Annotated in this window: 20 protein-coding genes; 7 read left to right on the top strand and 13 right to left on the bottom strand. The window is 39.4% G+C overall.

All coding sequences use genetic code 11. The features are described 5' to 3' along the window. Nucleotides 1-39 precede the first annotated feature (39 nt). Together ABD985_RS07900 and ABD985_RS07905 are read right to left on the bottom strand one after the other, a co-directional pair. Nucleotides 40-1002, bottom strand: coding sequence for a YihY/virulence factor BrkB family protein (locus tag ABD985_RS07900; protein ID WP_345370695.1), 963 nt, complete (start codon nucleotides 1000-1002; stop codon nucleotides 40-42). Further along, nucleotides 999-1424, bottom strand: coding sequence for an acyl-CoA thioesterase (locus tag ABD985_RS07905; RefSeq protein WP_345370698.1), 426 nt, complete (start codon nucleotides 1422-1424; stop codon nucleotides 999-1001). Before ABD985_RS07905 ends, ABD985_RS07900 begins: the two co-directional genes overlap by 4 nt. A 281-nt stretch (nucleotides 1425-1705) precedes the next feature. On the opposite strand from ABD985_RS07905, the gene nhaD reads away from it, so the two are divergent. Then, nucleotides 1706-3004, top strand: coding sequence for a sodium:proton antiporter NhaD (gene nhaD / locus ABD985_RS07910; protein ID WP_345370700.1), 1299 nt, complete (start codon nucleotides 1706-1708; stop codon nucleotides 3002-3004). A 182-nt stretch (nucleotides 3005-3186) separates the two neighbouring features. On the opposite strand, the gene ABD985_RS07915 is transcribed toward nhaD, so the two are convergent. After that, the gene (locus tag ABD985_RS07915; RefSeq protein ID WP_345370701.1) at nucleotides 3187-3594 is read right to left on the bottom strand and encodes a lipocalin family protein; all 408 of its coding nucleotides are present in this window, start codon (nucleotides 3592-3594) and stop codon (nucleotides 3187-3189) included. Between the two features lie 202 nt (nucleotides 3595-3796). On the opposite strand from ABD985_RS07915, the gene ABD985_RS07920 reads away from it, so the two are divergent. Next, the gene (locus ABD985_RS07920; RefSeq protein WP_345370702.1) at nucleotides 3797-4408 is read left to right on the top strand and encodes a NifU family protein; all 612 of its coding nucleotides are present in this window, start codon (nucleotides 3797-3799) and stop codon (nucleotides 4406-4408) included. Between the two features lie 19 nt (nucleotides 4409-4427). Here ABD985_RS07920 and ABD985_RS07925 read toward each other — a convergent pair whose 3' ends face one another. The 4 genes from ABD985_RS07925 to accD form a co-directional block, all read right to left on the bottom strand. Then, nucleotides 4428-5372 (bottom strand): ion channel, encoded by a 945-nt coding sequence (locus tag ABD985_RS07925; protein ID WP_345370704.1) that lies wholly within the window; start codon nucleotides 5370-5372, stop codon nucleotides 4428-4430. A gap of 187 nt (nucleotides 5373-5559) precedes the next feature. After that, the gene (locus ABD985_RS07930; RefSeq protein ID WP_345370706.1) at nucleotides 5560-7959 is read right to left on the bottom strand and encodes a TIM-barrel domain-containing protein; all 2400 of its coding nucleotides are present in this window, start codon (nucleotides 7957-7959) and stop codon (nucleotides 5560-5562) included. Nucleotides 7960-8566: 607 nt separating this feature from the next. After that, nucleotides 8567-9862 carry a rod shape-determining protein RodA gene (gene rodA, locus ABD985_RS07935; protein ID WP_345370707.1) on the bottom strand — a complete coding sequence of 432 codons (1296 nt, stop codon included), beginning with the start codon at nucleotides 9860-9862 and terminating at the stop codon, nucleotides 8567-8569. A gap of 200 nt (nucleotides 9863-10062) precedes the next feature. Continuing rightward, nucleotides 10063-10902, bottom strand: coding sequence for an acetyl-CoA carboxylase, carboxyltransferase subunit beta (gene accD, locus ABD985_RS07940; protein WP_345370709.1), 840 nt, complete (start codon nucleotides 10900-10902; stop codon nucleotides 10063-10065). A 505-nt stretch (nucleotides 10903-11407) separates the two neighbouring features. Here accD and fbaA point away from each other — a divergent pair. Next, nucleotides 11408-12490, top strand: coding sequence for a class II fructose-bisphosphate aldolase (gene fbaA, locus ABD985_RS07945; RefSeq protein ID WP_345370712.1), 1083 nt, complete (start codon nucleotides 11408-11410; stop codon nucleotides 12488-12490). A 236-nt stretch (nucleotides 12491-12726) separates the two neighbouring features. On the opposite strand, the gene ABD985_RS07950 is transcribed toward fbaA, so the two are convergent. Beyond that, complete coding sequence (locus tag ABD985_RS07950) at nucleotides 12727-14313, bottom strand: tetratricopeptide repeat protein (RefSeq protein ID WP_345370713.1); 1587 nt, start codon at nucleotides 14311-14313, stop codon at nucleotides 12727-12729. Nucleotides 14314-14601: 288 nt separating this feature from the next. Between ABD985_RS07950 and ABD985_RS07955 the strand changes: the two genes are divergently transcribed. Further along, a complete protein-coding gene (locus ABD985_RS07955) occupies nucleotides 14602-16818 on the top strand; it encodes a S46 family peptidase (protein WP_345370715.1) in 2217 nt (738 codons plus the stop codon). Nucleotides 16819-17137: 319 nt separating this feature from the next. After that, nucleotides 17138-18172, top strand: a complete 1035-nt coding sequence (locus tag ABD985_RS07960) for a 2Fe-2S iron-sulfur cluster-binding protein (RefSeq protein WP_345370717.1) — start codon at nucleotides 17138-17140, stop codon at nucleotides 18170-18172. 69 nt (nucleotides 18173-18241) lie between these two features. Here ABD985_RS07960 and ABD985_RS07965 read toward each other — a convergent pair whose 3' ends face one another. The 3 genes from ABD985_RS07965 to ABD985_RS07975 are packed head-to-tail and all read right to left on the bottom strand — an operon-like array spanning nucleotide 18242 to nucleotide 21681. Then, entirely contained in the window at nucleotides 18242-20548 is a 2307-nt protein-coding gene (locus ABD985_RS07965) for a caspase family protein (RefSeq protein ID WP_345370719.1), read from the bottom strand. A gap of 52 nt (nucleotides 20549-20600) precedes the next feature. Continuing rightward, nucleotides 20601-20906, bottom strand: coding sequence for a DUF6787 family protein (locus tag ABD985_RS07970; protein WP_345370721.1), 306 nt, complete (start codon nucleotides 20904-20906; stop codon nucleotides 20601-20603). Between the two features lie 4 nt (nucleotides 20907-20910). After that, nucleotides 20911-21681 carry a 3'-5' exonuclease gene (locus ABD985_RS07975; RefSeq protein WP_345370723.1) on the bottom strand — a complete coding sequence of 257 codons (771 nt, stop codon included), beginning with the start codon at nucleotides 21679-21681 and terminating at the stop codon, nucleotides 20911-20913. 253 nt (nucleotides 21682-21934) lie between these two features. Here ABD985_RS07975 and ABD985_RS07980 point away from each other — a divergent pair, with 253 nt between their 5' ends. Both ABD985_RS07980 and ABD985_RS07985 read left to right on the top strand, forming a co-directional pair. Next, nucleotides 21935-22567 carry a peroxiredoxin gene (locus ABD985_RS07980; protein WP_345370724.1) on the top strand — a complete coding sequence of 211 codons (633 nt, stop codon included), beginning with the start codon at nucleotides 21935-21937 and terminating at the stop codon, nucleotides 22565-22567. A gap of 341 nt (nucleotides 22568-22908) precedes the next feature. Then, the gene (locus ABD985_RS07985) at nucleotides 22909-24231 is read left to right on the top strand and encodes a tetratricopeptide repeat protein (protein ID WP_345370726.1); all 1323 of its coding nucleotides are present in this window, start codon (nucleotides 22909-22911) and stop codon (nucleotides 24229-24231) included. Between the two features lie 71 nt (nucleotides 24232-24302). Here the strand turns inward: ABD985_RS07985 and ABD985_RS07990 are convergent, their stop codons facing one another. After that, the gene (locus tag ABD985_RS07990; protein ID WP_345370728.1) at nucleotides 24303-25130 is read right to left on the bottom strand and encodes an NAD(P)H-binding protein; all 828 of its coding nucleotides are present in this window, start codon (nucleotides 25128-25130) and stop codon (nucleotides 24303-24305) included. 19 nt (nucleotides 25131-25149) lie between these two features. Beyond that, nucleotides 25150-26685: an NAD(P)H-hydrate dehydratase gene (locus ABD985_RS07995; RefSeq protein WP_345370729.1), complete on the bottom strand. Its 1536-nt coding sequence runs from the start codon at nucleotides 26683-26685 to the stop codon at nucleotides 25150-25152. Nucleotides 26686-26869 lie beyond the last annotated feature (184 nt).

The raw sequence follows: 26869 nt of genomic DNA on the forward strand, positions 1-26869 counted from the left end.
TCGGTCAATAGCGGTGCAAATATGCACGATTAATTTATACTACGCAATATATTCTGGTATTTTTTTATGATTCTTTTGTTTTTGCTGCATCTGCTCCTTGGTCATATCCAATGCACTGTTTACTTGATACCCTAGCAATAGGACATAGGAAATCGCTAGTAGCCAAAACATTACCCCAATAACAGCTCCAATCGATCCATACAATTTATTGTACGTATTGAAGTTTTCTAAGTATACAGAAAATATTGAAGAGACTGTTACTCCCAGTACTGTTGCAATCACAGATCCCGGAGAAATCATCTTCCAACGAGATTCTTGTGTAGGTGCAAAGTAATAGATAGTTGCTGTATTCAGGAACATCAGAAAAATCATTACAATAAATCGCAAGACATAGATCAAGTAATACACAAAGAACGTATCAATAAATCCTTGCTTCACCAAGAAGGTTAAGATCACCTTTCCATAAATCAACAATATAATTGCTGAGAATAGTGTAAAAGCCAACAAGAATGTCAGTAGTAGGGCTATACTATATAGCTTCCAAATACTCCTTCTTTCCTGTTGGGAGCAACAACTATTAAACGCATCCATCAATGATCGCATACCACTGGTTGCCATATACGTCGCCAACACGAAACCAAAGGACATCAATCCGCTCCTTGGACGAGAGATTATATCCTCAATAATAATTTGTGCTGATTCCATCACATAGGTGGGGATCATTTCTTTAAGAAAATCAAAGATCATCTGATCAAACCCATCAATAGGAAGGTAAGGAATCAAGGTAAAAATGAAAATAATTGTAGGTAGGATCGCTAACGTAAAATTGAATGCTACAGCCTGTGCTCTTTGCAACGTATCGTCCTGATCCAGCTTATACAGAAAGACATTGATAATACTGTAGAGTGATGCACCCACACTCTTAAAACGAATGCTTTTTAGGTACTCCACAACAGATTCCCCTACCTTACTTTCAGATAGCCATTTATTCAATGTACTCATGGTCTTGAAGTTGTGTTATCAAAATGGGGAGCCAACAACTGTAGCAATGACTCAGGAGCCTTACAAGGTCGTTGTGTTTCTACACTCAAAAATACAAGTGTCGTATAACCTATATTTAGTAATGCGCCTTCCTCATCATATAACTCATACTCAAAGCGTACCCTCGTACTAGGCATCTCTTTGAGCATCGTCTTAATCGTCACCAGATTATCATATTTGGCTGGGCGGATAAACTTGGAGTAATTTTCCAAAACTGGCAGCATGATACCGTCTTCCTCCATTTTCTTATAGCTCATACCCATCGCACGAAGTGCTTCTACACGGCCGATCTCGTAAAATTTGGCATAATTGCCATAATACATAAAGCCCATTTGGTCAGTATCTGCATAACGCACACGTTCTTGAGTTGTATGTAAAAACATCGCTTATTCGTTTGTTTAGTCGTTATACCACAGGTTTTATGCCTTAAAAAGACGCCCTGTAAGAAAGTCATTTCAAAAGTAGAATATTAACTTTTATTAACGCAATAAAAAGTACACCAAGCGCTAAAGTACAATACTTTTCAGAAAAAATACAAAAATACATTTTTTCCTTCATGCAAGTTATTCCTTGAAACGATCATTGTAGCCCACCTCCTTCGTCCTTAGCTTTGCACAAAACCTACATAGCTCATTATACCCTAACTACTAACGATCACGCCACTATGACAATCCTCATAATAACCATATTTGTCATCGGTTATTTAACCATTGCTCTGGAACATAATCTTAAAATAGATAAATCAGCTCCAGCTCTAATCATAGGTGTACTTTGTTGGACTACCTATATTATTTTAGGCGACAAGGCTTCCCATTCTGTAGTTCACGAACTTTATGAATACCTAGGAGAAATTGCCGGTGTACTTTTCTTCCTTTTGGGTGCCATGACTATTGTCGAACTGATTGACGCCCACGAAGGATTCTCTGATATAACACGTTTCATAACAACTAATAAAAGAATAAAGTTGCTTTGGAGTATTAGTATACTCACATTTTTTCTTTCTGCAGCCCTAGATAACCTCACCACTACGATTGTGATGGTCTCTATCTTAAGGAAGTTGATCAAGGAACGGGAAGTCCGTATATTCTTTATCAGTATAGTGGTGATTGCCGCTAATGCTGGGGGAGCTTGGTCTCCTATAGGTGACGTTACCACCACTATGCTCTGGATTGGAGGGCAAATTACATCCAACAATATCGTACACAAGCTTATTCTTCCAAGCTCTATATGTTTGTTTGTTCCACTCTTAGTAGCCTCTTTCTCTTACAGGCATCAACTCTACAGAAAATTGGAGGCACCAACTCCTGACCCTGATCTGGAGGCAGAAGAGAATACCGTGTCTGCTTTAGAAAGAAGAATCGTACTCTTTATGGGTATCACAGCGCTTTTATTTGTTCCTGTCTTCAAAACCGTTACCCACCTTCCTCCTTTTATGGGTATCCTACTTGGACTAGGTGTTTTATGGTTAGTTACTGAGGTACTTCACAAGCATAAAGAGGATCACCATAAGGCAGAGTTATCCGTTATGGGGGTCCTCAAAAAAGTAGACGTTCCCAGCGTGCTCTTCTTCTTTGGTATTTTGGTCGCCATCTCCAGCTTACAAGCTACCGGACTATTACAGTCATTAGCTGACTTTTTGGATCGTGCCATCGGAGATATATATATTATCGGTCTAGCTTTGGGACTATTGTCTGCTATCGTAGACAATGTTCCATTGGTCGCTGCTACTATGGGAATGTATGACTTAAGCATCTTCCCTACAGATCATATCATGTGGGAGTTTATTGCCTACTGTGCAGGGACTGGAGGAAGTGCCTTGATTATTGGCTCTGCTGCAGGCGTTGCCGCCATGGGAATGGAAAAAATTCCGTTTTTATGGTATCTCAAAAAGGTTAGTTGGCTTGCGTTGTTGGGGTATTTTGCTGGTGCTGCTACATTTATACTAATGCAATACCAACTATAAAGTTTGTTCATGGTGTTTAGTTGAGCTTCGCTCGTTCATGATGTTTAGTTGAGTTGTTTGTTCAGGATGTTTAGTGACTCTGTTCCATTTCCTACTCAAATAACAAACAACTAAACATTTTGAACGAGCGAAGCTCTATTCAACTCATCACGAAGTGATGAAATTCAACGATTCAACAAAATTTATCGCATCAAGGGCTTAATGACCATACGATCTGCTTCCATCTCTTCTATTTCAAACGACTCTTCCGTTCCATCCTTAAAAGACAAGGTAACCACACTATCCTCTTTTTGATACTCCCAGGTTCCTTCTCTAAAAAGATACGCATCATTTCGCCCAGTTTCTTTCTTCATAAAAGCACCATTTTTTTCAAAGGTATATTGTGTTCGTCCTCCTCGAATCAAGGGTAAATCGACAGTCTCATCTCTAAACACCTCCAACTCTCCATCATACTTCTCATACTGCCACGTCTGGTAAAAATGACTTTCAGGATATGCGTTTTTCTTCTGGCAGGCTATCATCCCAGAACACATACCTATAGCAATTAAAAAAATGGAAAGGATACGTAGCATTTGTTTAGTTTTTAGCATTATTAAATGAATATTCCTGTCAACCGCTTACGATCTGTCTATTAATCAGTGGGAATAATACTCCTTAGTCTCTACCTTTGTAATAATTCTTATGAATTGTATCACAGAAACAAGCGTATAGAACTAAAAGAGTACTAACGAACTGAACAAACCTATACGCTTACGTGTTAACGCATTGGATAAATCTAAATTTCTATAAAAAATGTCAGATATAAAATACAACAAGGAGAAGTTATATCCTAAGAATGTGACTATATATACAGAGGCAAACCCCAACCCGAATTCCATGAAGTTTATGCTAAGCTTCTTGCTAATTGGTAACGGAGACAGCTTTGACTTTCCTGATTTACCAAGTGCTGGAAAGTCTCCTTTGGCTACTGCACTTTTCGAGAAATTTGACTACATCGAGCGTGTATTTTTGATGGCTAACTTTATTACCATCACTAAGAAGGAAAGCGTAGAGTGGATGGACGTTGTTCCTGAACTAAAAGGCTTCCTAAAAGAATTTTTCGAAACAGGAGGGGAGTTATTCAATGAGCAACAACCAGAACAACAGGTAATCATTGATACAGACTCTGAAGCGGTTAAGAAAATCAAAGGGGTATTGGATGAGTATATCAAACCAGCTGTTGAATCAGATGGAGGAGCTATTCAGTTTCACTCTTTCGATGAAGAAAGTGGTGTTGTAAAGGTATTGTTACAAGGAGCTTGTAGCGGTTGTCCTTCTTCTACCATCACTTTGAAAGCCGGAATCGAGAATATGCTAAAACGTATGGTTCCTTCTGTGAAAGAAGTTGTTGCCGAAGGCGTATAATCATAAAAGTCATAGTGAGCTATTCACTATGACTTTCTTTTTGCTTTAAGGCATCTATACGGGAAACATCCATCGTAAATCCGCCCTCATTATTCACCCTAAAAATACGTTCAAATTGCTCCTCCCACTGAAACTCAGTGATATGATAGGAGTGTCTCGTATAAAGGTTTTCCCTATAGGTATCATCATAAGCCTTGATAAGAATAATCAGTTCCGCTTCCTTCTCTAATAAATCTTTTTTACTCAAATTTTTCATCGGACTATCCTCATCAATAATATGGGTAATTGTCCACGTCAAAGGAAGAAAATGAATATCTGCGACTTCTAAAGGCAGCCTAAAATATTCTCTAAAATACGTCCCATCCTTACGCTTTCCTTCCAAGGAAAGGATCACCGTTGCCTCCAGCTCCATCAATACATTAGAACGTTTATTTGCAACTCTAAACTGTATGGACTTACGGTCTGTTTTCTTATAAGATGTATAAAGGGCAAAATTACTAAATAGTAATTTTGCATTGGGTCTGGAAAAACGGGCAAACAATAATCCCGTAGACAAAGCTGAGATCAATAACCCCAAAAGAGCCTCCAAACTGGACACCAAACTAGCACTTTCTCCTACCGGAGACAATGCACCATACCCCACCGTCGAGAATGTTTGTACACTAAAGTGAAATGCCGTCAGCAAATCCTTGTACCCATCATGAGTAACCATCGCTCCGGAAATATTCTCCAATCCTATCTGCAAATACAGGAGCGCAAATAATAAATTAAACAGGAAGATTACACTACCTGTCAATACAAAAAAAACACTCCACGATGTATCTACCAACCATTGGTATAATGTCCTGAAGCGTCCAAAACTCCCGATACGTTCCACATTAAAAGAACCATCTTGAAGAATTAGTCTTTTGCTCTTCTTATAGTAGTAGGTACCTGTTCCCGGATCTTGTTCTTTATAAGACATGTTATTGCGATAGTCATTAAGATCGATGTGCTAAGAGCTTGTTTGGAATACTGATTCAGAAAGAAAATTCCTCTATCTAAATCAGTATTCCAAACAAGCTCTAATTTATTGGCTATGTTTATCAACAAAAAAGGAGAAAGTGCAAGTCACATTGCTAATGCTCTCATACCTTCCCCCTTTTCTTCTATTATTTAATACTTACTTCCAAATCGCCTTCTTCCCAAGTAGTTTTTATCGTTATCATGTTTTTGTCTTCATGATACTCATATTCCTCTCTTGAAAGACTATTATTATTCACCTTGACAGACTTCGGTGCTTTCGTCCAGTTGTGTATCATCAATGTGATTTTTTGTGCTTGTGGCTTCCCTACATATTCTCCTCCTTCTTTACTCAATAGCATAGACAGGCGTTTCTTTCCTTTCTGTACTGCCTGCATCTTAATCAACATATACTGTCCTTTCTCATAAGCTCCTTTGGTACGGCCATCATCATCATATACTTCAGACGTCTGGTTCTTCACCATAGGATCATTATAATAATGCACCTCCATCTCATCCAGCTTATACGCTTCCGTATGCTGAATCAATGGCAACATTGGAACAAACCCTCTCACAAAAACAGGAATATGGTCCATCGTAAGATCTACCTGTATGGACTGTCCTCCTTTATACGCTTTACCCGTATAGAAGTCGAACCATGTATTTCCTTTTGGAAGATATACTTTCATAGACTTCTGCCCTTTCTTCAATACAGGAGCTACCAGGAAGTTATTTCCGAATAAGTAAGCGTCAGAGTAATTCAATAATTTCTTATTCTCCTCCTCCAAATACATCAACGGTCTCATTAATGGCGTACCCTTCGTATGGTTCTCATAAGCTAGCGTATAGATATACGGCAATAATTTATATCTCAACTGAATCGCTGCCTCTGCATACTCTCTGGTTTCCCCCTCAAAGAAAATTGCTTCGGAAGGAATATCCTCCTGTGCGTGCGGACGGAAAATCGGCTGGAATACTCCATACTGCAACCAACGAGCATACAGTTCCTCTACATCTTTCTGGGTTTGTCCTCCATTCGCAAAACCTCCCAGGTCAGAACTCATATATCCCAAACCACTCATTCCCATCGTCAAAGCGATATTCGGCTGTGCTCTCAGTCCTCCAAAGGTTCTATTCACATCTCCAGACCAAGGGAACATGCCAAAACGCTGAGAACCAGCAAACCCTGAACGCATCAAGAAAAATGGTCTTTCTTCTTCGTACTCTTCTGAGTACTTGTTGAACAATGTTTTTGCCCACTCGTGACCGTACGCATTATGTACTTCATCAGCACTTCCATTGACGTGCTGTAGCTCTTTTGGATGTACCTCAGGCTCTCCAAGGTCTCCCCACCAACCTGCTACACCTAGGTCGATTTGTTTCTTATAAAATTGCCAGAACCAATCCTTCGCTTCCGGTTTCCAAATATCTACCAAGCCTGTTTCTCCAAAGAAAAAGTTAAAGACAAAAGGATGTCCGTCTTTATCGGTACCCAATACTTTCTTTGCTACCGCATCATCCCAGGTACTAGAAGATGTTAGAATAAATGGCTCTGTAATCAATACGGTTTTCACGCCCATATTATCCAACTCATCAATCATCTGCTGAGGAGATGGAAAAGCTGCACTATCCCAATCCAGATTACCCATAAATCCTTGAACCTCTGGCCCAAACCAGTATAAATCCAGTACAATGGCATCCAATGGGATATTTTGCTCTCTGAACTTCTTCACGACATTCATAACCTCTTCCTGAGAGCGGTATCCAAAGCGAGAAGCAAAGTTTCCTAAAGCCCATCTTGGAGGCATAGGCTGATACCCCGTCATGTTCACATAGTTCTGTGTAACTTCTTTCATGGAAGGACCAGCAATCACAAAGTAACTCATACGTCCCCCAATCAACTCAAAGGATAGCTCATTCTTCCTTGTTTTGGCAATATCCAAAAACCCTACCTGAGGGTTATCCATCAACAACGCATAATTATTGGAAGACAGCACCAATGGAAGTCCAAAGTTCATTTGCTCACTATAATCCTCATAACCATAGTGGGCACGGTTATATAATGGAAAACGGTGACCTTTACGATCTAAGGTCATGGCACGTTCGCCAGCACCATAGATATGCTCTCCATCTTCTATCTGGAAACGGAAACCCTTCAAGGTATCCGCATTGAAGTAACCTGCCGATTCCTCCAGTATTTTCTGGCTTTCATAGAAGAACGTAATGCCAAAAGGCGCTTTCTTTATTCTTACGGAGATACCCTTATCAATCCCATATTCCAGAGCCTTATCCCCCTCGTCGAATGCCGCTTGTATCTTTTGTGGTGGTAGAATCACTGCATCCAATGATGCTTCATTGTCATGATCTCCTGACTTTGGCGTAAATTTCACCTCCATACTATAAGAAGTATATGGGATAAAATCTATCGTCCCGTCATTGGTTTCTACGGTTAATTTATCGCTCTGTAATTGGTGGCCCACATAATTACGTTGGGCAAAAAGCATATGCCCAGATAAAAGGCACAGTAATACTAACGTAAGACGCTTCATAGTGAATGATTTGTATAAAATGATTGGTTTAATCTTGCTATATGTTCAATGTGCTATTTGTAAAAATACAAGAGACTATGGTATAATCTAATGTTTTGCATCACCATTAAGAGAAATTCAATAAAATATTGAAGAATGGATTGGATATAAAAAACATGAATCATCCCATATTAACAAATAGCTTAGCTTTCTGAGAATTCATCACTTTACAGCTATCTCAAAAGCCCTTTATGAGCTTCTTCATTTTTTCCTTGATGAAAAAACGAAGCAAAAAAATCAAGGCTTTGAAGAATTTGCCTAATTTCTAATCGCAAAAGCTAAAAATTCCAAACTCGCTGCGCTCAAACAATGGAATTTTCTTGACGCTTTTACGATTAAAAATTTTAACGGCAATTCTTCAAGGCCATTTTTAGATATATAAAGGTACTTTTTAAAGAAAAAAATATGAGCCACCCCTTAAATGTTAATATGGGATGACTCATCTGGTACTTACTTGTTCATGTTGTTTAGGTGAGATAATGTTTTACTAGTTTTAAAACATAATAAACAACAAACTCAACTAAACAATGTGAACGAGCGAAGCTCAATTAAACATTATGAACAATCATTAGCCTCTTTCCATCATTTGAGTACGGTGTGCATCCAACTTGATAAAGGTGAACAGCAAAATCGTAAAAGCCCAAAGAGAGGATCCTCCATAACTAAAAAATGGCAGTGGGATACCGATCACAGGGAATACCCCTATCGTCATTCCCATATTAATCATAAAATGAACAAAGAATATCCCGGCAACACAATAGCCATACACCCGACTCCCCCGAGAGCGCTGTCGCTCTGCCACTGTAATCAATCGGATAATTAATGCTGCAAAAAGCCCTATCACCATCAAACTTCCAAAAAAGCCAAACTCCTCTCCTACGGTACAAAAAATAAAGTCCGTGCTTTGTTCTGGTACAAACTCAAACTTGGTTTGAGTACCATTCAAAAAACCCTTACCGGTAATTCCACCAGAACCTATCGTAATCTTGGATTGCCATCCTTGATATCCTACCCCCCTCTTTTCGATCTCAGGCTTAAAAAGTACCTCAATACGTTTGGTCTGATAAGGACGCAAGACATTCTCCAGAATATAGCCAATACTATAAACAAAGCCGGCACTCATCACCGTAAGTGCTATAATCAAAAATACTTGTGTTAAACTCTTTCGAAAAGCATAAACCATCAGTCCACCAAGAATACCCAAACCTAATAAGACATGCCAAAAATGAAAGTCCTCATAGAAGTGCATCGCCAAGGCGACAATAAATAACGCTACGAATGTCAATCCAGTAACCATATAATTACTGGAAAAACCCTCCCTATAGATAGCAAAAATAAATGCCGAGAAGACCATTGCTGACCCCGTATCTTTTTGTGCCAATACCAATACGGTAGGGATACCTATGATCGTCATAGCCGTGAAAAAGTTGGGACCAATACGGTCCAAACGGACACTGGTATCACTCAAATACTTACTTAACGCCAAGGCGACCGCAAACTTAGCAAACTCAGAAGGCTGTATCCGTATAAAGCCAATCTTAAACCAGGAGGTATTTCCTCCCGCCGTATGTCCTATCAATAATACCCCTACCAAAGCCAATATGATCGCCACATAAATGACATAAGAAAAGGTATCAAAAAACTTATAATCAATCACCATAATCGCCGTGATGATCACCCCTGCTCCTCCAATCCACATCAGCTGTTTTCCTGAGTTAAGACTTAAAGAAAAAATACTGGTGGGAGCGTCCGGCTGGTATACAGCTGCGTAAATACTAATCCACCCCAAAAACACTACCCCCAGATAAATAAATATCAAGGGCCAATCCACATTCTTACCGATACTATTCCTTCTTGGCTGCATAGACTAAAAAAAACGAGATATTATTCTTTGTAAAAGGCTTGAAATAATAAGCACTACTTAGGCAGTGTTCATCTCAAAAATAAGAAAATTCCTATACTTATCAGGACTTCCCCAAGGTTAAGAAAACAAAAAAAGTGCCTGAACACCATGGTTCAGACACTTTCATCTATCAGAATTTACTTGATATGTATTCCGTCAACCTACGCCAACATTTTCAGTAAGCTAGTCAACTTCGATTTCAGCTCTCTTCTATTGACAATAAAGTCCAAGAAACCGTGCTCCAATAGAAATTCTGCACTCTGGAATCCTTTTGGTAAATCTTTACCAATGGTTTCACGAATAACTCTAGGACCTGCAAAACCAATCAAAGCACCCGGCTCAGAAATATTGAAATCTCCTAGCATTGCAAAAGAAGCTGATACTCCACCAGTGGTTGGGTCTGTCATAAGAGAGATATAAGGGATCTTCGCTTCTGACAGCAAGGCTAACTTAGCCGAAGTCTTAGCCATCTGCATTAGAGAGAATCCAGCCTCCATCATGCGGGCTCCTCCTGATTTAGAAATCATCAGGAATGGAATTTTATGTTTCAAAGAGTAGTCAATGCCTCTAGCAATCTTTTCACCAACGACTGACCCCATGGATCCACCAATAAAACTGAAATCCATACAACACACAACAAGATCTTGACCGTTCATCTTTCCAACAGCTGTACGGGCTGCATCTTTTAAGCCTGTTTTGCGCTGTGCTGCTTCAATACGCTCTGGGTATGCTTTGCTGTCTACAAAAGTTAATGGATCTCCTGCCGAAAGGTTGGCATCCAGTTCCTCGAAAGTATTATTGTCAAATAGAATCTCAAAATACTCCTGCGACCCTATTCTCACGTGGTATTCATCGTCTGGACAAACATAAGCGTTCTCCTTTAATTCTTTGATGTGAATGATCTTGCCACTAGGAGTTTTATACCATAGGCCATCCGGAGAATCTTTTTTCTCACTAGTTGGAGTAGTGATTCCTTGCTCTTTTCTTTTAAACCAGCTCATATTCTAAAAAACTGTGATACAGTAATGGTTGAATGGGTATCGTATTTACCCTTTCTCCTCCATATTAAGGTTTAGGAGGAAAACTAATTAATGACAGATGGCTCTGTTGTGAACCATCAAATAGATATAAGTTGTTAATCGTTCAAATGTAGAACTACAACGAGAAGTTATAAAAAGTACAAAAATCATACATTTTTCTACTTCTTTCAAACCTCCTTTAGGTATTATAGTCCGTAAAGATATTATATAATTTTATATTTTATAAGGGATCATATAGGAGTTTTCATTTAGTAAATTGATAAATATCATTTAAATGAATATTTCTTTTTTTAATAGGATTCCTTCCTCCTAAATAATTGAAAGTTAAGTGAAAAATGTAAGCAAATCTTGAATTTAAGAATATTGTTATTAAACGTAAAAATTCATTCCCTGAAACTATAAAACATACCACAGATTCTTATCTTTGTTTCACATTCACTTTATTATTTAAACCTTACACTTAATTATGTCCACTGATATTAGCAACATCAAGCCAGGGGTAGTTACTGGAGAAGACGTAGAGAAAATCTACCAGTATGCAAAAGAAAAAGGATTTGCACTACCAGCCGTTAACGTAGTCAACACTAACTCTGTTAATGCAGTATTGGAAGCAGCAAAAGAAGCGAAAGGTCCTGTGATCATTCAGTTCTCTAACGGAGGTGCTTCTTTCTTCGCTGGTAAAGCGCTTAGCAACGAAGGAGAGAAAGCCGCTATCCTAGGAGCTGTAGCAGGTGCTAAATATGTGCACGAAGTAGCAGAAGCATACGGCGTACACGTAATCCTAAACACAGACCACTGTGCGAAGAAACTATTGCCTTGGATCGACGGTATCATGGAGGCCAACGAAGCGTTCTACGAAGCACACGGTAAGTCTTTGTTCTCTTCACACATGATTGACCTTTCAGAGGAGCCTTTGGAGGAAAACATCGCGATCTGTAAAGAGTATTTCAAAAGAATGGCTAAGATCGGTATCACACTAGAGATCGAATTGGGTATCACTGGTGGTGAAGAAGATGGTGTAGACAACACTGACGTAGATTCTTCTAAGCTTTACACTCAGCCTTCAGAGGTAGAGTACTCTTATAACGAACTAAGCGAAGTAGATCACAAATTCTTGGTGGCTGCAGCATTTGGTAACGTTCACGGGGTATACAAGCCAGGTAACGTAAAACTTACTCCAAAAATCTTGGATAACTCTCAAAAGCACATCGTTGCTGAGAAAGGACTTTCTGAGGACAAGCCAGTGAAATTCGTATTCCACGGTGGTTCAGGTTCTTCTGTAGAGGAAATCAGAGAGGCAATTGGCTACGGTGTAATCAAAATGAACATTGATACAGATACACAGTGGGCTACTTGGGACGGTGTAAGAGCTTACGAAGCGAAATACCACGATTACCTACAAGGACAAATCGGTAACCCTGAGGGTGACGATGAGCCAAACAAAAAATACTATGACCCTCGTAAGTGGATCAGAGAAGGTGAAAAATCAATGGTTCAACGTTTGTTAAAAGCATTCGAAGACCTAAACAACATCAACACGATTGCTTAATTTCAATCTGTTGTAGTTTATATACAAAACGGCCATCTAGAAAAAGATGGCCGTTTTTTTGTTCATATTGTTTAATTGAGCTTCGCTCGTTCATAATGTTTAGTTGAATAATTAATGACCTCTTCGAGGTCATCAAGGCCTGTTGAGGGCATATAATGATCAATACGAAGTATTGATAAAAATACTCAACTAAACATTATGAACGAGCGAAGCTCAATTAAACAGCATGAACAAAGCTATTGTGCAGAAAGCTGCTCAATCTGCTCATCAATTACTTTGACCGCTTTATGTGTAGATGCTTTCGCGCTATTCATCAGTATTTTGGCTTGCTTATAGTGTGCTAAGGCTTCTGAGGCTTTCTTTTTTCTTTTCGCATCCCCTAGCTCCTTCACAGATAAAGCATATTCTAGAGAGTAGCTCCCGTAAAAACGCTTTTTCATTTTTGAGGCTTGCTCCAATAATTGATAAGCCTCTTCTTCTGTGCCTTCTTCTTGTAGCTTAAACCAAGCAGAACATGCCAGGTTTTCAGCGTATAAACCATGATCCTTACCCAAAGACTTCATCACACCATCTGTCGCTACTTTATGCAGAGGCTTTGCTTTCTCATACTGCTGAGTATCGGTATACAACCTTACCAACTTCGTAACTCCTTCCAAATATGCTGGATGAGACACTGATAAGTGCTTCTCCATCATATTGGTTGCCTTCTGGTAATATTCTTCCGCCTGAGGGATGTTATCGATGGCTGCCGATAAGTCCGCTATTTCCATCAAGGTTTGCATATGAGGCAGGCTAGATTCCTTATAGATCAAAAGTCCTTTCTGATAAAAGGTAATTGCTTCTTCCTGACGATTACCCTTGATCAAGTTTTTGGCAATATGCTCATATTGCTTGGCGATTTCCTCGCTTTCCTCTCCATGCGCCTTTTTCAATAATTCCAACTCTATCAACTGGAAATCATAAATTGCATCATACCCTTTAATTGCTTCCAGTTTATGAATGCTGTATTGTAATGCTTTTTGCTCCTTGGCGATATTATCGGCTGAGTGCTCCACATAACTCTTCAAGTCCTGAGTCATCTGCTCCTGATTTTTCAGGTGCTCGTAAATCAAAGCTCTCTGCTGATAGGCCATCGATAACCACCCATTCAAAGAAGCCTTGCTCAATACCTCAATTGCCTCGTTACTATAAGCTAATGCTTGCTCTTGCTTTTTGATATGAACATACAAGTTTGTTGCTTCCAGCAAGACTTTTGCGTATTGCTCTCCAGCTCCCTTGTATACTTCTTTACTTAAAGGAATCAACTTCTCATAGTGCGATAGTGCCATATCATATACTTGCATACGGGAATAAATCATAGAAGCATTCTGCAGCGCCGTAATGTATAGCGGAGATTTAATACCTTTTGTTCCTTCTATAATTGGAAGTGCTGCAGTAAATATCTTTGCTGCCTCTTCATAACGTCTCATGTTCATTAACACCTCACCCATATTTACTTGCAATTCTGCATAAGGTGCTGTTCTATCATTCCCGGTTTGTGTCAACTTGGTTGACAAAGAAGTATAATAGGTATAAGCGTTATTGTAGCGCTTCAGCTTTTCATACGATTGTGCCAAGTAGTTCAGTGTTTCAAAAAACTCTGGAGTATTACTTTGGTCACTCCCCATCATACGGGCATCTTGGAGTAACTTAATGGCATTTTTGTAATTACCACTTTGAAAAGCGGCTTTTCCTTGTTGATAATTGGTATTAAAGTCTTGGGCGATTAACACGTTGAATGATAAACTACACGCAATCAGTAAAAAAGCTTTTTTAAGATTCATAATCGTATGATTTTCAGTCTAGCAGGATACTCTTGTGGTGATGTTGGACAGCATAACACTATTTTGGACTTTACGCCTAATAAATCCAAATAAAAAATATTAATAGTGATATTTCGCTCTTTTGTATATACTTTATTTAATAGTAAACGATATCTTTTTTTAGATATTACTTATTTTTATAGCAATATACATTCCAAAAATAATTTAATCTTTGGGGTATCCTATTGTATTCAAGTAATTTACTTTACTAACACTAATCATCATACACTTTTAAATATCTAGAATAATATGCTTAAAAAAGGATTAAGCTTACTACTAGTAGCTTTGCATGTTTCTGTGGCACTAATGGCCAGCAGTCCCAAAAAGCCATACGACGAAGGAATGTGGCTGCCAATCTTACTCAATTACGATGAAATGAAAACTTTAGGATTGAAGTTATCTCCTGAAGAAATCTATGACGTCAATAACTCCTCTCTAAAAGATGCCATCATTAACTTCGGTGGATTCTGTACAGGTGAAATCGTATCTGACAAAGGAATGATTTTCACAAACCACCACTGTGGATATGACGGGATTCAGTCAGTAAGTACAGTGGAGAAAAACCACTTGAAAGATGGTTTTTGGGCTTCTAGCTATGAGGAGGAGATTCCAATCGAAGGGCTTTTCGCGAAGTTCCTTATCCGTATTGAGGATGTTTCTGACAAAATCAACAAAGAGCTAGGTGACCTGAAAATGCAGGATCGCTCTAAAAAAGCTACGGAGCTAATGAAGCAGATGGAAGAAGAAATGTCAAAAGACAACGAAGGCTATGAGGTAGATGTAAAGCCTTTCTTTGACTATAACCAGTTCTTCCTGTTTGTTTATGAGAAATATGACGATATCCGTCTGGTAGGTACTCCTCCAGAGGCGATTGGTAAGTTCGGTGGAGATACTGACAACTGGATGTGGCCAAGACACACCGGTGATTTCTCTATCTTCAGAGTATACGCAAGCAAGGATAACAAACCTGCTAAATACAGCAAAGACAACGTTCCTTACCGCCCAAAACACCACCTTCCGGTATCAATTAACGGAGTGAAAAAAGGTGATTTTGCGATGGTAATGGGTTACCCAGGGTCTACAGACCGCTACCTATCTTCTTACGGGGTAGAGCACCAAATCGAGACATTCAACCCATTGTTTGTAGAAATGAGAGATGCTCGTCTGAAAACATGGAGAAAATTCATGGATGCCGACCCAAAAGTTCGCCTGCAGTATGCTTCTAAGTTTGCTAGCACAGCCAACTACTGGAAATACTTTATTGGTCAAACGAAAGGACTAAAAAGGCTGCACGTATACGAGCAAAAACAAAAAGAGGAAGAGGAATTTGAAAATTGGGTAGCAAAAGACGCTTCACGCCAAAAAGAATATGGAGAGGCGATGGACATGCTAGAAAAAGGCTATAAGGACAAAGAAACATTGACCAGAGGGCTTATTCTCTTCACCCAAGGTGCCAGAGCAGTAGAAGCAATGACATTGGTAAATATGTTGAGTGCTTATGCACAAGGACAAGTGCCTGCAGAAAATGTACAGGAAACGATTGAAAAGCACTTCAAGGACTACAATAAAGAAACCGATCAGGCGCTTTTCGCAACAATGCTGAAAAAGTACAAAGAAGTGTTGGATCGTCCTGAGAACAGCGTACTGCCAACGCCTTCTATTTATACCATGATCGATACGGCTTACAATGGCGATTATGAAAAATTTGCTCAGGCCGCTTATGACAGCAGCTTCCTAACTTCTAAAGAAGGAGTCGAAAGTATGATGAAGAGCATGGATCAGCAGAAAATGGGAGATGATCTATTGGTACAATCCATGAATTCCTTTACACAGGCATTTCTGCAGGTGAGAGCTTCTGGTGCGGAGTCACAAGCAATCATCGATGAAGGAAACCGCTTGTACGTAAAAGGTATTCTGGAAAGAAATACTGCACTACCAGAAAAAGAACAGCAAAAATTCTATCCAAACGCCAACTTCACCATGCGTTTGACTTATGGTACCGTAAAAGACTACTTCCCTGGAGATGCTATGTTCTATAGCTACTATACGACTGCTCAGGGACTTCTTCAAAAAGAAGATCCTAAAAATCCTGAGTTTGTTTTGCCTAAAGAGGTAAAGGAAAAAGTCGTAGCAAAAGACTATGGAAGATATGCTGACGTTAACGGACAGCTAAGAATCGGTTTCCTAACCAACAATGATATTACTGGTGGTAACTCTGGTTCTCCAGTAATCAATGCCAACGGTGAACTGATCGGATTGGCATTCGATGGCAACTGGGAAGCGATGAGTGGTGATATTGCTTTTGAGCCAAACTTACAGCGTTGTATCAACGTGGACGTTCGTTACCTATTATGGTTGATTGATAATGTATACGGCTGCAAGCACATTATCAACGAACTGGATATTGTAGAAGGCAAAAAGGCTAAAGGAAAGCCTTACGAAGCACTAATGCCTAAGAAGTACTAAGCTTCTGTTGAATCGTTGAATTTCTCCTTCGGAGAGTTGAATTGAGCTTCGCTCCATTACATGGCGTCTTGATTTGAGTTGATTCGTTGATTGATATATACTACACTCGTCCAACAATTCAACTCGAATCAACGATTCAACAAACATTCCTATTAGAGGAGTAAAGAGAAAGGATATTTACACCAATCTCTTTACTCCTTTCTTTTTGAAATACATGTTTATAACTTTCGTTTTATTTTCAGCTAAACATTAAACCGTTTAGTGTTGATCAAGTTATATTTTTATCCATAGTATTTTTCTAGTCACAAAGTATATACAAATGAATAAGACATTTACACTTAAGGTAAAGGAGGTTGTTAAAGAAACTCCTGATACCATCACGATAAAATTTAAACAGCCATTATTCAAAAAAGTCAAGTACCAACCAGGACAGTTCTTGACTCTTGTCTTTGATGTCAATGGCCATAAGGAAAGAAGGTCCTATTCGATGTCTTCTGCACCTAATCTGGATAGTACTATTGATGTAACCGTAAAACGTGTAGAGGGAGGTTTGATCTCTAACCATATTAATGACAACCTACAAGCAGGAGATAGCGTAGATGTAATGGAGCCTATGGGACTATTCACCTTAACTCCTGAAAAAGACAAAAGTAGACATGTTATTCTGTGGGGAGCTGGAAGTGGTGTAACCCCTTTAATGTCTATTCTAAAATCCGTCCTATTTTTTGAATCGAACAGCACAGTTTCTTTGATTTATGGAAGTCGTCAAAAGAGTGATATCATCTTCCATGATCAATTGGAACTACTAAAAAATAAATTTGGAGAGCGATTGAACGTTGTGCATTGCCTCACACAACCCGATGCCCAGTGGGGAGGTCTGACAGGACGTATTGATGATGTTAAAGCAGTCAATATCATGAATATGCTTCCTTCTGTTGAGGATAGTATTCATTATCTATGTGGTCCTACAGGGATGATGGAAGCCATAGAAGCCGGATTAAAGCGATTGAAAGTCAGAAAAAGCAATATCTATAAAGAGAGCTTTGTTCCTAAGCACGAGGATGCTTCTGATGATATTAAAACACAAAAAGTGAAAATTATCCTGGATGGAGAAGAAGAAGAGTTTGTGGTTAACCCTGAGCAAACCATTCTGGACGCAGGCTTAGATAGCGGCATCGACATCCCTTACTCTTGTCAGAGTGGTGTTTGTACCGCTTGTAGAGGAAAATGTGTAGAAGGTAAAGTCGAAATGTTATCTGCCGATGCACTCTCTGCCAGCGAGATTGCCGAAGGCTATGTCTTGACCTGTCAGGCACACCCTGCCTCTGAGGATGTAGTCATCGAGATAGGATAATCTTTTTAATGAAGAATGAAAAATGAGGAATTAATAATTATTCTTCATTTTTCATTCTTCACTCTTCATTTATTTGGCAACTGTTTTCACGCTTATGCGCTGGATATTCCAGTTTGTCGGTAAGGCTTTCCCATCTCCAGCCCCTCGATCACTCCCCACCACTGATCCTTTTATTAGCTCAAATAAAGGAGACATGGAAGAAGCCGCACGCATCTTTTGATGGTCCTGCATTACTTCTGGATTATCGATAGGATCTTCTGTACTAATTAACATAAAGGAATCTAATCCATAAGGAGGGGTAATCTCAAACAATCGTTCTTGTCCGAGCATTACCCGGTCTACAAACTTATTTTTCTGATACGTTAATGTTTTCGTGTTGTTCTCTACGCTACTGCCGAACAGTGGAAAGTACAACTGCAGTTCTCCTGAGTTATCGATTCCAAAGACATAGATATATCGGTGCTTTCGATTCCACTCCTTAAATAATTCGGGGTTCTTTACTAAGGCTAATCCATATACATCTCCTTCTTTTACTTCATCACCATTGTATACCTCTTTCTGGGTAGCTGCATTAACCAGTGCCAACTCATAAGGAAAAGAAGCTGTATTGGGAGGGTTAGGAAGATTAAGCCATCCACTAATACGTCCCAAGCGCATTGCTTCCTTATACAAGGATTCATACAAATCACGACTCTTTTTATTTCCATCCACGAAACTACTTCGGACAGGGTAAGGAGAATCTTCATTTCGATTGGGTTGTACCCAAGCGTAACGGATTCCTCCTTGTTCATCAGGAAAAGCTCCCAACAAATAATCCGATGTTTCATCCTGATCATATGTCACAGTACTGTTGAGTGCCCCAAAACCTTGACTTAGCAAATCACTTGTTTCCTTGGCCAAAGGGAGCGCCAAAAGCAAGTACTCTTCACTGTCCTCTCCACAGGATTCCTTCTTCAACTCTGCCAAAGCATCTGAAAGTACCTTTTCCTCTATAGAAGTGATCTTAATAGCTTTCCCACAACTATTTTTAAGCACCCATTGCTCTTTAGTAGGGAGTAAACTATAGGTTGGTAACTGCTCCATCGGTTCCTTTATCAGGGTAATATTACTCTTCTGACAAAACTGCTGTACTTTGGTATAATGATCTTGCAGTTCTTCAGTACTCATGGCCATAGGAGAAAACCATACATTTAGATTAGGTGAGTTACCAGCACTCCAAGCTTCCAATTGAAAAAGGCTCCCTATCCGTAAATCATCAACATTCCCACTCACCATTTCACAAACACTACGATTAATGTTGGTCATTTCCTTGACAATTAATTTTACCCCTGCCTCTTTTTGTCCATTCTCATTCACTTTTACCAATATAGCTCCAGGCTGTACCCCTAGCGCAAAGCCTCCATCCAACAACACCTTTCCTCCATCTTTCTGATAAACTACCAGTTTATTGTTAGCGTCCAGCTGTCCTATCTTTGTACCAAAAAGAGGACTGCCTAAACGTTTAGCATTTCCTTCAATAACCGGATCCTGTTTGGGTACATTATTATAAAGCATGATAGACTTGGCTTTCTGGAATATTTCCAAAGCCGTATTGGCAGGGGAGGAGGCTTGCATCGCTTTCAACAAGCAAAAAGTAAAAGCTCCGTACTTTGTTCCTTTCTTATCCGTATATTCTTTCGCTAACTGAAAATCCTGAGAGGCTGAAATAAACAAAGCCCCTTTTTCTTTCAAATTGACAAATGTCTTGACATGATGAGGGTCTTTCACATCGTCCTCTTCTCTTAATAAAGGCTGCACCATTCTTACCTTAGGTGCGTTGGGCTGCAACAACTCCCTGTTGGCAGAACCACTATTACAACTGTCAAAAATGATGGTGAGCAATATCCCTTTCTGTATCAGACGACTGTAAATATCGTTCAACTCTTTATCGCGAATATCTGCTACCCCCTTATAGGCATCGGAAGGTACAATAGTTTCATCCCGTTTATCGACCTCTGGAGAAAGAGAGTTTTTTACCTGAGAGCCATGTCCAGCATAATAGATAAAAACAATGTCTCCTTTTTGGGATTGGGCCACCAAATTTTCAAATGCATGCAATAACGCTGCTCGCGTAGTTTGATCACGCTTCGTGACAAACTGAATATTATTACGTTCAAAGCCGTATTTGGAAACCATCATTTCCATCATACTTTTAGCATCGTTCTGGGTACCATCAAGGTTTATCCACAGCCGTCCATTAGGGGCTACCTTTTCTCCCTTGGGAGGTTCATAGTCACTAATGCCTATAATGAGTCCTCTTTTGGTTAAGGCAATGCCTTCAGGTATCCATAGGAAAAAAATAAGGAGTAATAGAAGTATAGAAGATCGCTTTTTCATAACCTGTATAGGGTTAAGGGGAATCCATAGGAAATGACAAGGAAACTATAAATTACTTCCTTTTTCCTATCATTCGGTACAGCATTCTTTTCTCAAAATTCCAGAAAAAATGAAACTGCCCCAGCAATGTTCCCCACATCAGTAATAGAATTTGATATATCGGTAATCCTAGAACAAAAAAAGCGACTATTCTTATCCATAACTGACTATCTTTCTGTACCCCGAACCATTCATAGACCGGTGTTTTTACGTACAAAAAAGACGTTCCCGTTATCGCAAAAGTCAGCAATATGATGGCTACCTGCCACCCTGACTTCACATTCCATCGTTGCTTGAGTTTATCGATCCAATTGTTCATCCTCTTATGTGTTTATTTGTTGAACAGTATGCCTCTCCAAATGTTTTAGCTCATATTCACTATGTATATGCTCCTCCTCCAAATCTGCCAACTGCTTTAATCTAAGAAACACTCTTGCTGTCGTCACGACATCCTGATTACAATAACGCGCAATTCGTTGTAGGTTCTTCTCTTCGTAATATACACGTCCCACCTGACTCCCATCAATATCATCTTTGGGACTAGGAATATTAAAAATCTCCGCCAATAAGGCCAAAGGCGTATAATGCTTATGGTCTCCAAACTTCCAAAGCTCCAGCGTATCCAAATGAGGATGCCCCCAGGGTTTCTTTCCCGACAACTGTAAGCAAGGAGGAAGTTCTATTTGGTGTACCAGCATTCGTCTACATAGGTAAGGATAATCAAATTCTTTTCCGTTATGTGCGACAAAAGTGATATTTCCCTGATTAAACTTCTCTATCAACAACGTTTGAAACTCCTGTAATAATAGCTGTTCGTCATGGTGTGCATAGGCCTTTACTTTAAAATGCCAGACACCCTCCACCTGATAGAAAAAACCAAGACTAATACAGATCACCTTACCAAACTCTGCATATATACCAGCCCGTTCCCGGTATAGTTCTGGAATCGGTAAATCTTCATGTTGGTTTAAAGAAAGTGCCTTCCGTATCCACTGTTGTTGCATCCCTAACGAAAGGGTTTCCCAAGTGGCTTCAGCCCGGACGGTCTCTATATCTATAAAGAGAAGCTGTTTAAGAAAAAGGTCTTTTTTCAAAGAAGTGTATGTTTTGATAAATATTGGTTCAAAGATTTTTCTACCTCCTAACTCAGGATCTCCCACACACAATATTACTATCAACCCTTACATAAATAACGCATAAACAAATAGATAACCTCGTGTACCTTTTCATGGGTATTCTCTTTTTTTTATATAGAAAGGAGGTACTATTCAGTAAGGTTTTTATGTAGTTTTAGCATTAAGCTAATAAATATGTAGCATTATTTCAATCCAAAAAACATTTTACACTATGGCCTTATACTTAGGAGATATCGCTCCCAATTTCACAGCAAACACTACTGTTGGGGAAATCGACTTTCATGAATGGTTAGGATCTAGCTGGGGAGTTTTCTTTTCACACCCTGCCGACTACACACCCGTATGTACCACCGAACTAGGCAAAACCGCCAAACTCAAGGATGAGTTTGATAAAAGGGGCGTAAAGGCCATTGCTTTGAGTGTTGATGGACTAGAGGATCATCATGGTTGGATTAAAGATATTAATGAAACACAAGGGTGTGATGTGAACTTCCCTATCGTTGCTGATGAAGACAAAAAGGTCGCTAATCTATACGGTATGATGCATCCAAAATCATCTGAGACCTTTACCGTTCGCTCCGTCTTTATTATCGATCCTAATAAAAAGATCCGACTAATGATCACTTATCCGGCTTCTACAGGAAGAAACTTCGACGAAATTCTTAGAGTCATTGATTCTCTACAACTTACTGACAAGTTTAGCGTGGCGACCCCTGTGGAGTGGAAAAAAGGAGAAGATGTTGTCGTTGCCCCTGCTATTCCTACAGAGGAAGCGAAAGAGCGTTTTCCTAAAGGAGTTAAAGAAATCAAGCCTTACTTACGTATGACTCCTCAACCGGAATAAGAAGGAATCCTCTGGTCGTAGCGTCCACGCTACGACCGACCCTATGCTTTCTGATATGCCTTTCTCTATAATAAAAGTAGTTCACCTATCGCAATACTCCCCCTCTTGTTTTTTAGCTTGAATAGATCTTGTATTTTTAGAAATGAAAATTGACCAATATCTTGTTTTGGCAGACTGATTGCTGCTTAAAAGTACACTATAAAAAGCCTGTACTCGTTATATCCTTGTAAAAAGAGCAGAATTTTTATAACTATTTTTGGCATTTTCCATAAGGATGCTTCTATTTTTACTGAACAAAACAATTTACTTGTATATATATCATACTAGATAATTACAGATCCATGAAAAAAATATCTACACTATTATTCCTAACTGCTTATCTCGTATTAGGAGGTAGTTTCACCCTCAATGCCCAAGATTACAAGATCTTCTTTGATGAAGGGGAAGCAGAAAGGAAAAATAAAAACTACGCTCAGGCTATTGGAGAATTTGAAAGTGCCTTGCTACTTGCAAAGCTCCCTGAAGCAAAATCAGAGATATACTATTCTAAAGGGCTTTGCCATATCGGCTTGAAACAAGACGAAAAGGCCATTGAATCTATGAAGGAAGTGATTAAACTAACTCCTTCTAATAAAATGGCTTACAATCAACTGATTCGTATCTACCGCACCAAGCAACAGTTGCCTAAAGTAATTACAACAATGGATGCTTTGGCTAATTCAGAGGAAGATATTCAGGCAAAAGCTAAAGGAAAAGTAAGTATTGTTGAGCTATTATATCAAGAGCGTATTTATTCCAAGGCACTTACCTATGCTAAAGAAGCTTATAATTTAGATGCAAGTAATCTGGGAGCCATCTATTATGTAGCCGTATTGAGCAACAAACTTGATCAGTACACTGAAGCAGTAAACATTTTAACAACAGAAGAAAGCAAATACAGTAGCCTTAGTCAAGATGCCAATGCTCCTTACTATTATGAGCTTGGTTATGCATTATTTGCTTGTGAGAAATTTGAAGAGGCTTACACAGCTTTCCAAAAAGCTAACTTCGGACAATTCAAGCCGAAAATTGCGCAGTTCCAGCCTGATCATTTCGTGGCTGTAGCCAATACCTATATGGCTCTATATCAACTAGGCGAAGCGGAACGTCTACTGAATATGGTCTTGAAAATTGATCCAACGCACGCCAACGCTAATCTTAAAATGGCAGAAGTACAATTGGCTAAGAAAAACGATCAAAATACAATTAAGCTTTACGAACAAGCATTGACTAATGCTTCTGCTGGAGAAGCTTTTGCATCCGTTTTTCATCAGTTCTATACGGCATCTTTCGCTATCAACGAGAACGATAAAGCGCTTACATTTGCTCAAAAAGCCATTGATCTGAACATTGCAGGAATCGATGGGCTTATTGCCAAGTCTTATGCTCTTAGCAAACAAAAAAACGAGGAAGCACTTAAGTTGTTAGAAATGGCCTTAACTGCCGAGCGTATGCCTATGAGCGAAGAAGGACGTATCCGATTAGCTTTAGCCGAATACTATATCGGTGTAAACAACAATAAGGCTATGGATCACCTAAAGAATGTTCGTTTTTCAGCTTATCGTGGCACAGTATCCTATATGATGGATAAGGTAGAAAAAGCGATGGGAGAAAAAACACTTTAATCAAACCCCTAAAGGAATCTTACGATTAAGTGAGAAAGAAAAAAGGGCGGCCATAAAGGCCGCCCTTTTTTCTATAGGTCATACGGGAAATCCCTAGGATCTGCATAAATAAACGTATACGGTAAATTTTCTATCAGCTTGGAAGAGTCTATCACTTTATAAGGTGTTTGTGTTGGCTCTTGCGCAAACTTTGGCATTTGGAAATCATACTGCTCAGACTGTATTTGGCATAACTCTTTTCGAGTAGGGTGTTCCGGTGCTGATGCATTAAATATTTCACCCCAAATATCTTGTTGGATGACGGTCCATAATACATTCACAGCATCCTCCTGATGAATATAGTTTACGGGAGTTTTCCCATCATCTAATCCTTCTTTGTGTTGCAGGTATTTACACAAAATCCGTTGTCCTCCCATCAATCCTCCAAAGCGTATTATTGTTGTGGGAATGCCAGAAGACGTTAAGGCATCTTCTGCTTTCAGTAACATCCGTGCATGATCATTATCAAGCAACGGACTCTCTTCTGTTGCTAATTGATTATGGGAAGGATAAACTGCCGTAGAGCTACAGGAAAGTATATGTTTTACTCCTTTTTCCCGTGCTACAGTGATTAGCTGTTGCATCTGTTGAGCCGGGCGTTCTACATCCTTAAAAGTCCTATACCTGGGAGGAATACAAATCACCAAGGTGTCTGTATCTTCCAGAAACTCCTCCAATACCTTCTCTTCTTTATCTTCAGGGGATAAGGATATTAAGTAAGGTGAGATATTAGACTCTTTCAGTACTGATAATTTCTGTTCCGTTGTTGTAGATCCCTTTATGTTATAACCTGTTGAGGCCAATTGTTTTGCCAGTGGAAATCCTAACCACCCACATCCCAGAATGCTAATATTTTTCATATATCATTAAAAAAGTGTTTTATATAAAAGTATATGTCTCTATCGTTTTCCAAGCTTTTCCCAAGTAACTGACCACATCTGAAGCGATCATAGCCTGTACTCCAACTTCTTCCACTGCCAGATCTGCAGACAGCCCATGAATATACACTCCAAGTACAGCTGCCTCTACAGGAGCATACCCTTGTCCCAATAACCCGGTAATAATACCCGTCAGTACATCACCACTTCCTGCTGTTGCCATCCCTGGATTTCCTGTACTATTAAAAAATACAGTTCCCAATGGAGTCGTGATACAAGTATGAGCCCCTTTAAGGACCACGATAACATTATATCTTTTAGAAAAAGCCAATTGCAACTCTAATCGCTCAAACTGATTGCTATACTCTTTATCCCCTAACAAACGCTCAAATTCTTTAGGGTGAGGAGTCAGAATACTGTTTTCAGGAATCTTATCCAATAACTCCGGATCTTTCCCCATCATATTCAACGCATCAGCATCCAATACCATAGGGTTATCATATAAAGTCAAGAAATCTTTCAGTGCCTCCTGACTTTCTTTTTGAGTTCCCATGCCAGGTCCCATCCCTATACTACTAAATTTATTCAGGACCACCGGAACCTCCGTGATACAGTCAAAATCCGGATCTGTGATACACATGGCCTCCGGTACTGCTGTCTGAAAAATATTATACCCACAGTAGGGAACGTAAGAAGTTAGCAATCCTACACCTGCCCTTAAACTCGCTTTAGAGGATAATACAATGGCTCCTATTTTTCCTTTGCTTCCACCTACCAGCATAATATGTCCATAAGTCCCTTTATGCGAGTACTGCTTACGACGACGATACATAGGTGCTATATGATCGGGGGTTACATAGGTATATGTTGTATGTACCTGCTCCAAATAATTAGGATGTAAGCCTATATTCAATATACTCACCTCTCCAGTATAAGGGGCATTTTCTGCAAACATGAAAGCTACCTTTTGTGCTTGAAAACTAACAGTATAGTCCGCCCGAACAGCTATAGCTTCTTCCGGTAGGGCCTGATCTGTAAATAATCCAGAGGGCATATCCATAGCGATCACCTCCGTCGATTGACTGTCATTGATCCACTGTACGGCAGACAAGCATAAACCTGAGGCTGGGCGATTGATTCCCGTTCCCAGCAAAGCATCAATTACAATACCCTGTGATGGAATCTCAGGAAAATCCTCTTCCTCTGTGATGGTTATGAGTGGTTTTAGCTTTGATAATCGTTCTTCGTTCACCTTAAAATCTTCTGATTTTTTCGGTGTAAAAAGTACTGCATAAGTAAATACCTGATACCCTCTTTCCAATAGCAATCTACTGACCACCAAACCGTCTCCTCCATTATTTCCTGGGCCACAAATAATATAAATTGGTCTTTGTTGATCTGGATAAAAGCGTAACGTAAACCAATCAACAAAGCAGCTTGCAGCTCTTTCCATTAAATCAACCGAAGCAATCGGCTCCTGCGCAATCGTATAAGCATCCCATGCTCGGATTTGTTCAGCACTAAGAAGAAGCATCATAAGAAGTAAAAGGTAATAAGTAAAAGGTAAGGACGCCCCTTGTGGTCATCCGAACGAAAGGGTATAATTATAACGTAAATGAAGACCACTATAAATCGTCACCCTTCCTAAAATATAAAGTAAGAGGTAAAGGGTAAAAATAAAAGGTATGTGGTTAAAACAAACCACACACCTTTTAAGGCGA

The sequence above is a fragment of the Algivirga pacifica genome (genome assembly GCF_039543525.1).
GTDB classification, from domain to species: domain Bacteria; phylum Bacteroidota; class Bacteroidia; order Cytophagales; family Flammeovirgaceae; genus Algivirga; species Algivirga pacifica.

Excerpts from the sequence above, each read along its gene's own strand:
- ABD985_RS07985 (WP_345370726.1), top strand. The coding sequence starts at position 22,909 with ATGAAAAAAATATCTACACTATTATTCCTAACTGCTTATCTCGTATTA.
- ABD985_RS07980 (WP_345370724.1), top strand. The coding sequence starts at position 21,935 with ATGGCCTTATACTTAGGAGATATCGCTCCCAATTTCACAGCAAACACT.
- nhaD (WP_345370700.1), top strand. The coding sequence starts at position 1,706 with ATGACAATCCTCATAATAACCATATTTGTCATCGGTTATTTAACCATT.
- ABD985_RS07950 (WP_345370713.1), bottom strand. The coding sequence starts at position 14,313 with ATGAATCTTAAAAAAGCTTTTTTACTGATTGCGTGTAGTTTATCATTC.
- ABD985_RS07900 (WP_345370695.1), bottom strand. The coding sequence starts at position 1,002 with ATGAGTACATTGAATAAATGGCTATCTGAAAGTAAGGTAGGGGAATCT.
- ABD985_RS07960 (WP_345370717.1), top strand. The coding sequence starts at position 17,138 with ATGAATAAGACATTTACACTTAAGGTAAAGGAGGTTGTTAAAGAAACT.
- ABD985_RS07905 (WP_345370698.1), bottom strand. The coding sequence starts at position 1,424 with ATGTTTTTACATACAACTCAAGAACGTGTGCGTTATGCAGATACTGAC.
- ABD985_RS07920 (WP_345370702.1), top strand. The coding sequence starts at position 3,797 with ATGTCAGATATAAAATACAACAAGGAGAAGTTATATCCTAAGAATGTG.
- ABD985_RS07990 (WP_345370728.1), bottom strand. The coding sequence starts at position 25,130 with ATGAAAAATATTAGCATTCTGGGATGTGGGTGGTTAGGATTTCCACTG.
- ABD985_RS07915 (WP_345370701.1), bottom strand. The coding sequence starts at position 3,594 with ATGCTAAAAACTAAACAAATGCTACGTATCCTTTCCATTTTTTTAATT.
- rodA (WP_345370707.1), bottom strand. The coding sequence starts at position 9,862 with ATGCAGCCAAGAAGGAATAGTATCGGTAAGAATGTGGATTGGCCCTTG.
- ABD985_RS07995 (WP_345370729.1), bottom strand. The coding sequence starts at position 26,685 with ATGATGCTTCTTCTTAGTGCTGAACAAATCCGAGCATGGGATGCTTAT.
- accD (WP_345370709.1), bottom strand. The coding sequence starts at position 10,902 with ATGAGCTGGTTTAAAAGAAAAGAGCAAGGAATCACTACTCCAACTAGT.
- ABD985_RS07925 (WP_345370704.1), bottom strand. The coding sequence starts at position 5,372 with ATGTCTTATAAAGAACAAGATCCGGGAACAGGTACCTACTACTATAAG.
- fbaA (WP_345370712.1), top strand. The coding sequence starts at position 11,408 with ATGTCCACTGATATTAGCAACATCAAGCCAGGGGTAGTTACTGGAGAA.
- ABD985_RS07955 (WP_345370715.1), top strand. The coding sequence starts at position 14,602 with ATGCTTAAAAAAGGATTAAGCTTACTACTAGTAGCTTTGCATGTTTCT.
- ABD985_RS07970 (WP_345370721.1), bottom strand. The coding sequence starts at position 20,906 with ATGAACAATTGGATCGATAAACTCAAGCAACGATGGAATGTGAAGTCA.
- ABD985_RS07965 (WP_345370719.1), bottom strand. The coding sequence starts at position 20,548 with ATGAAAAAGCGATCTTCTATACTTCTATTACTCCTTATTTTTTTCCTA.
- ABD985_RS07930 (WP_345370706.1), bottom strand. The coding sequence starts at position 7,959 with ATGAAGCGTCTTACGTTAGTATTACTGTGCCTTTTATCTGGGCATATG.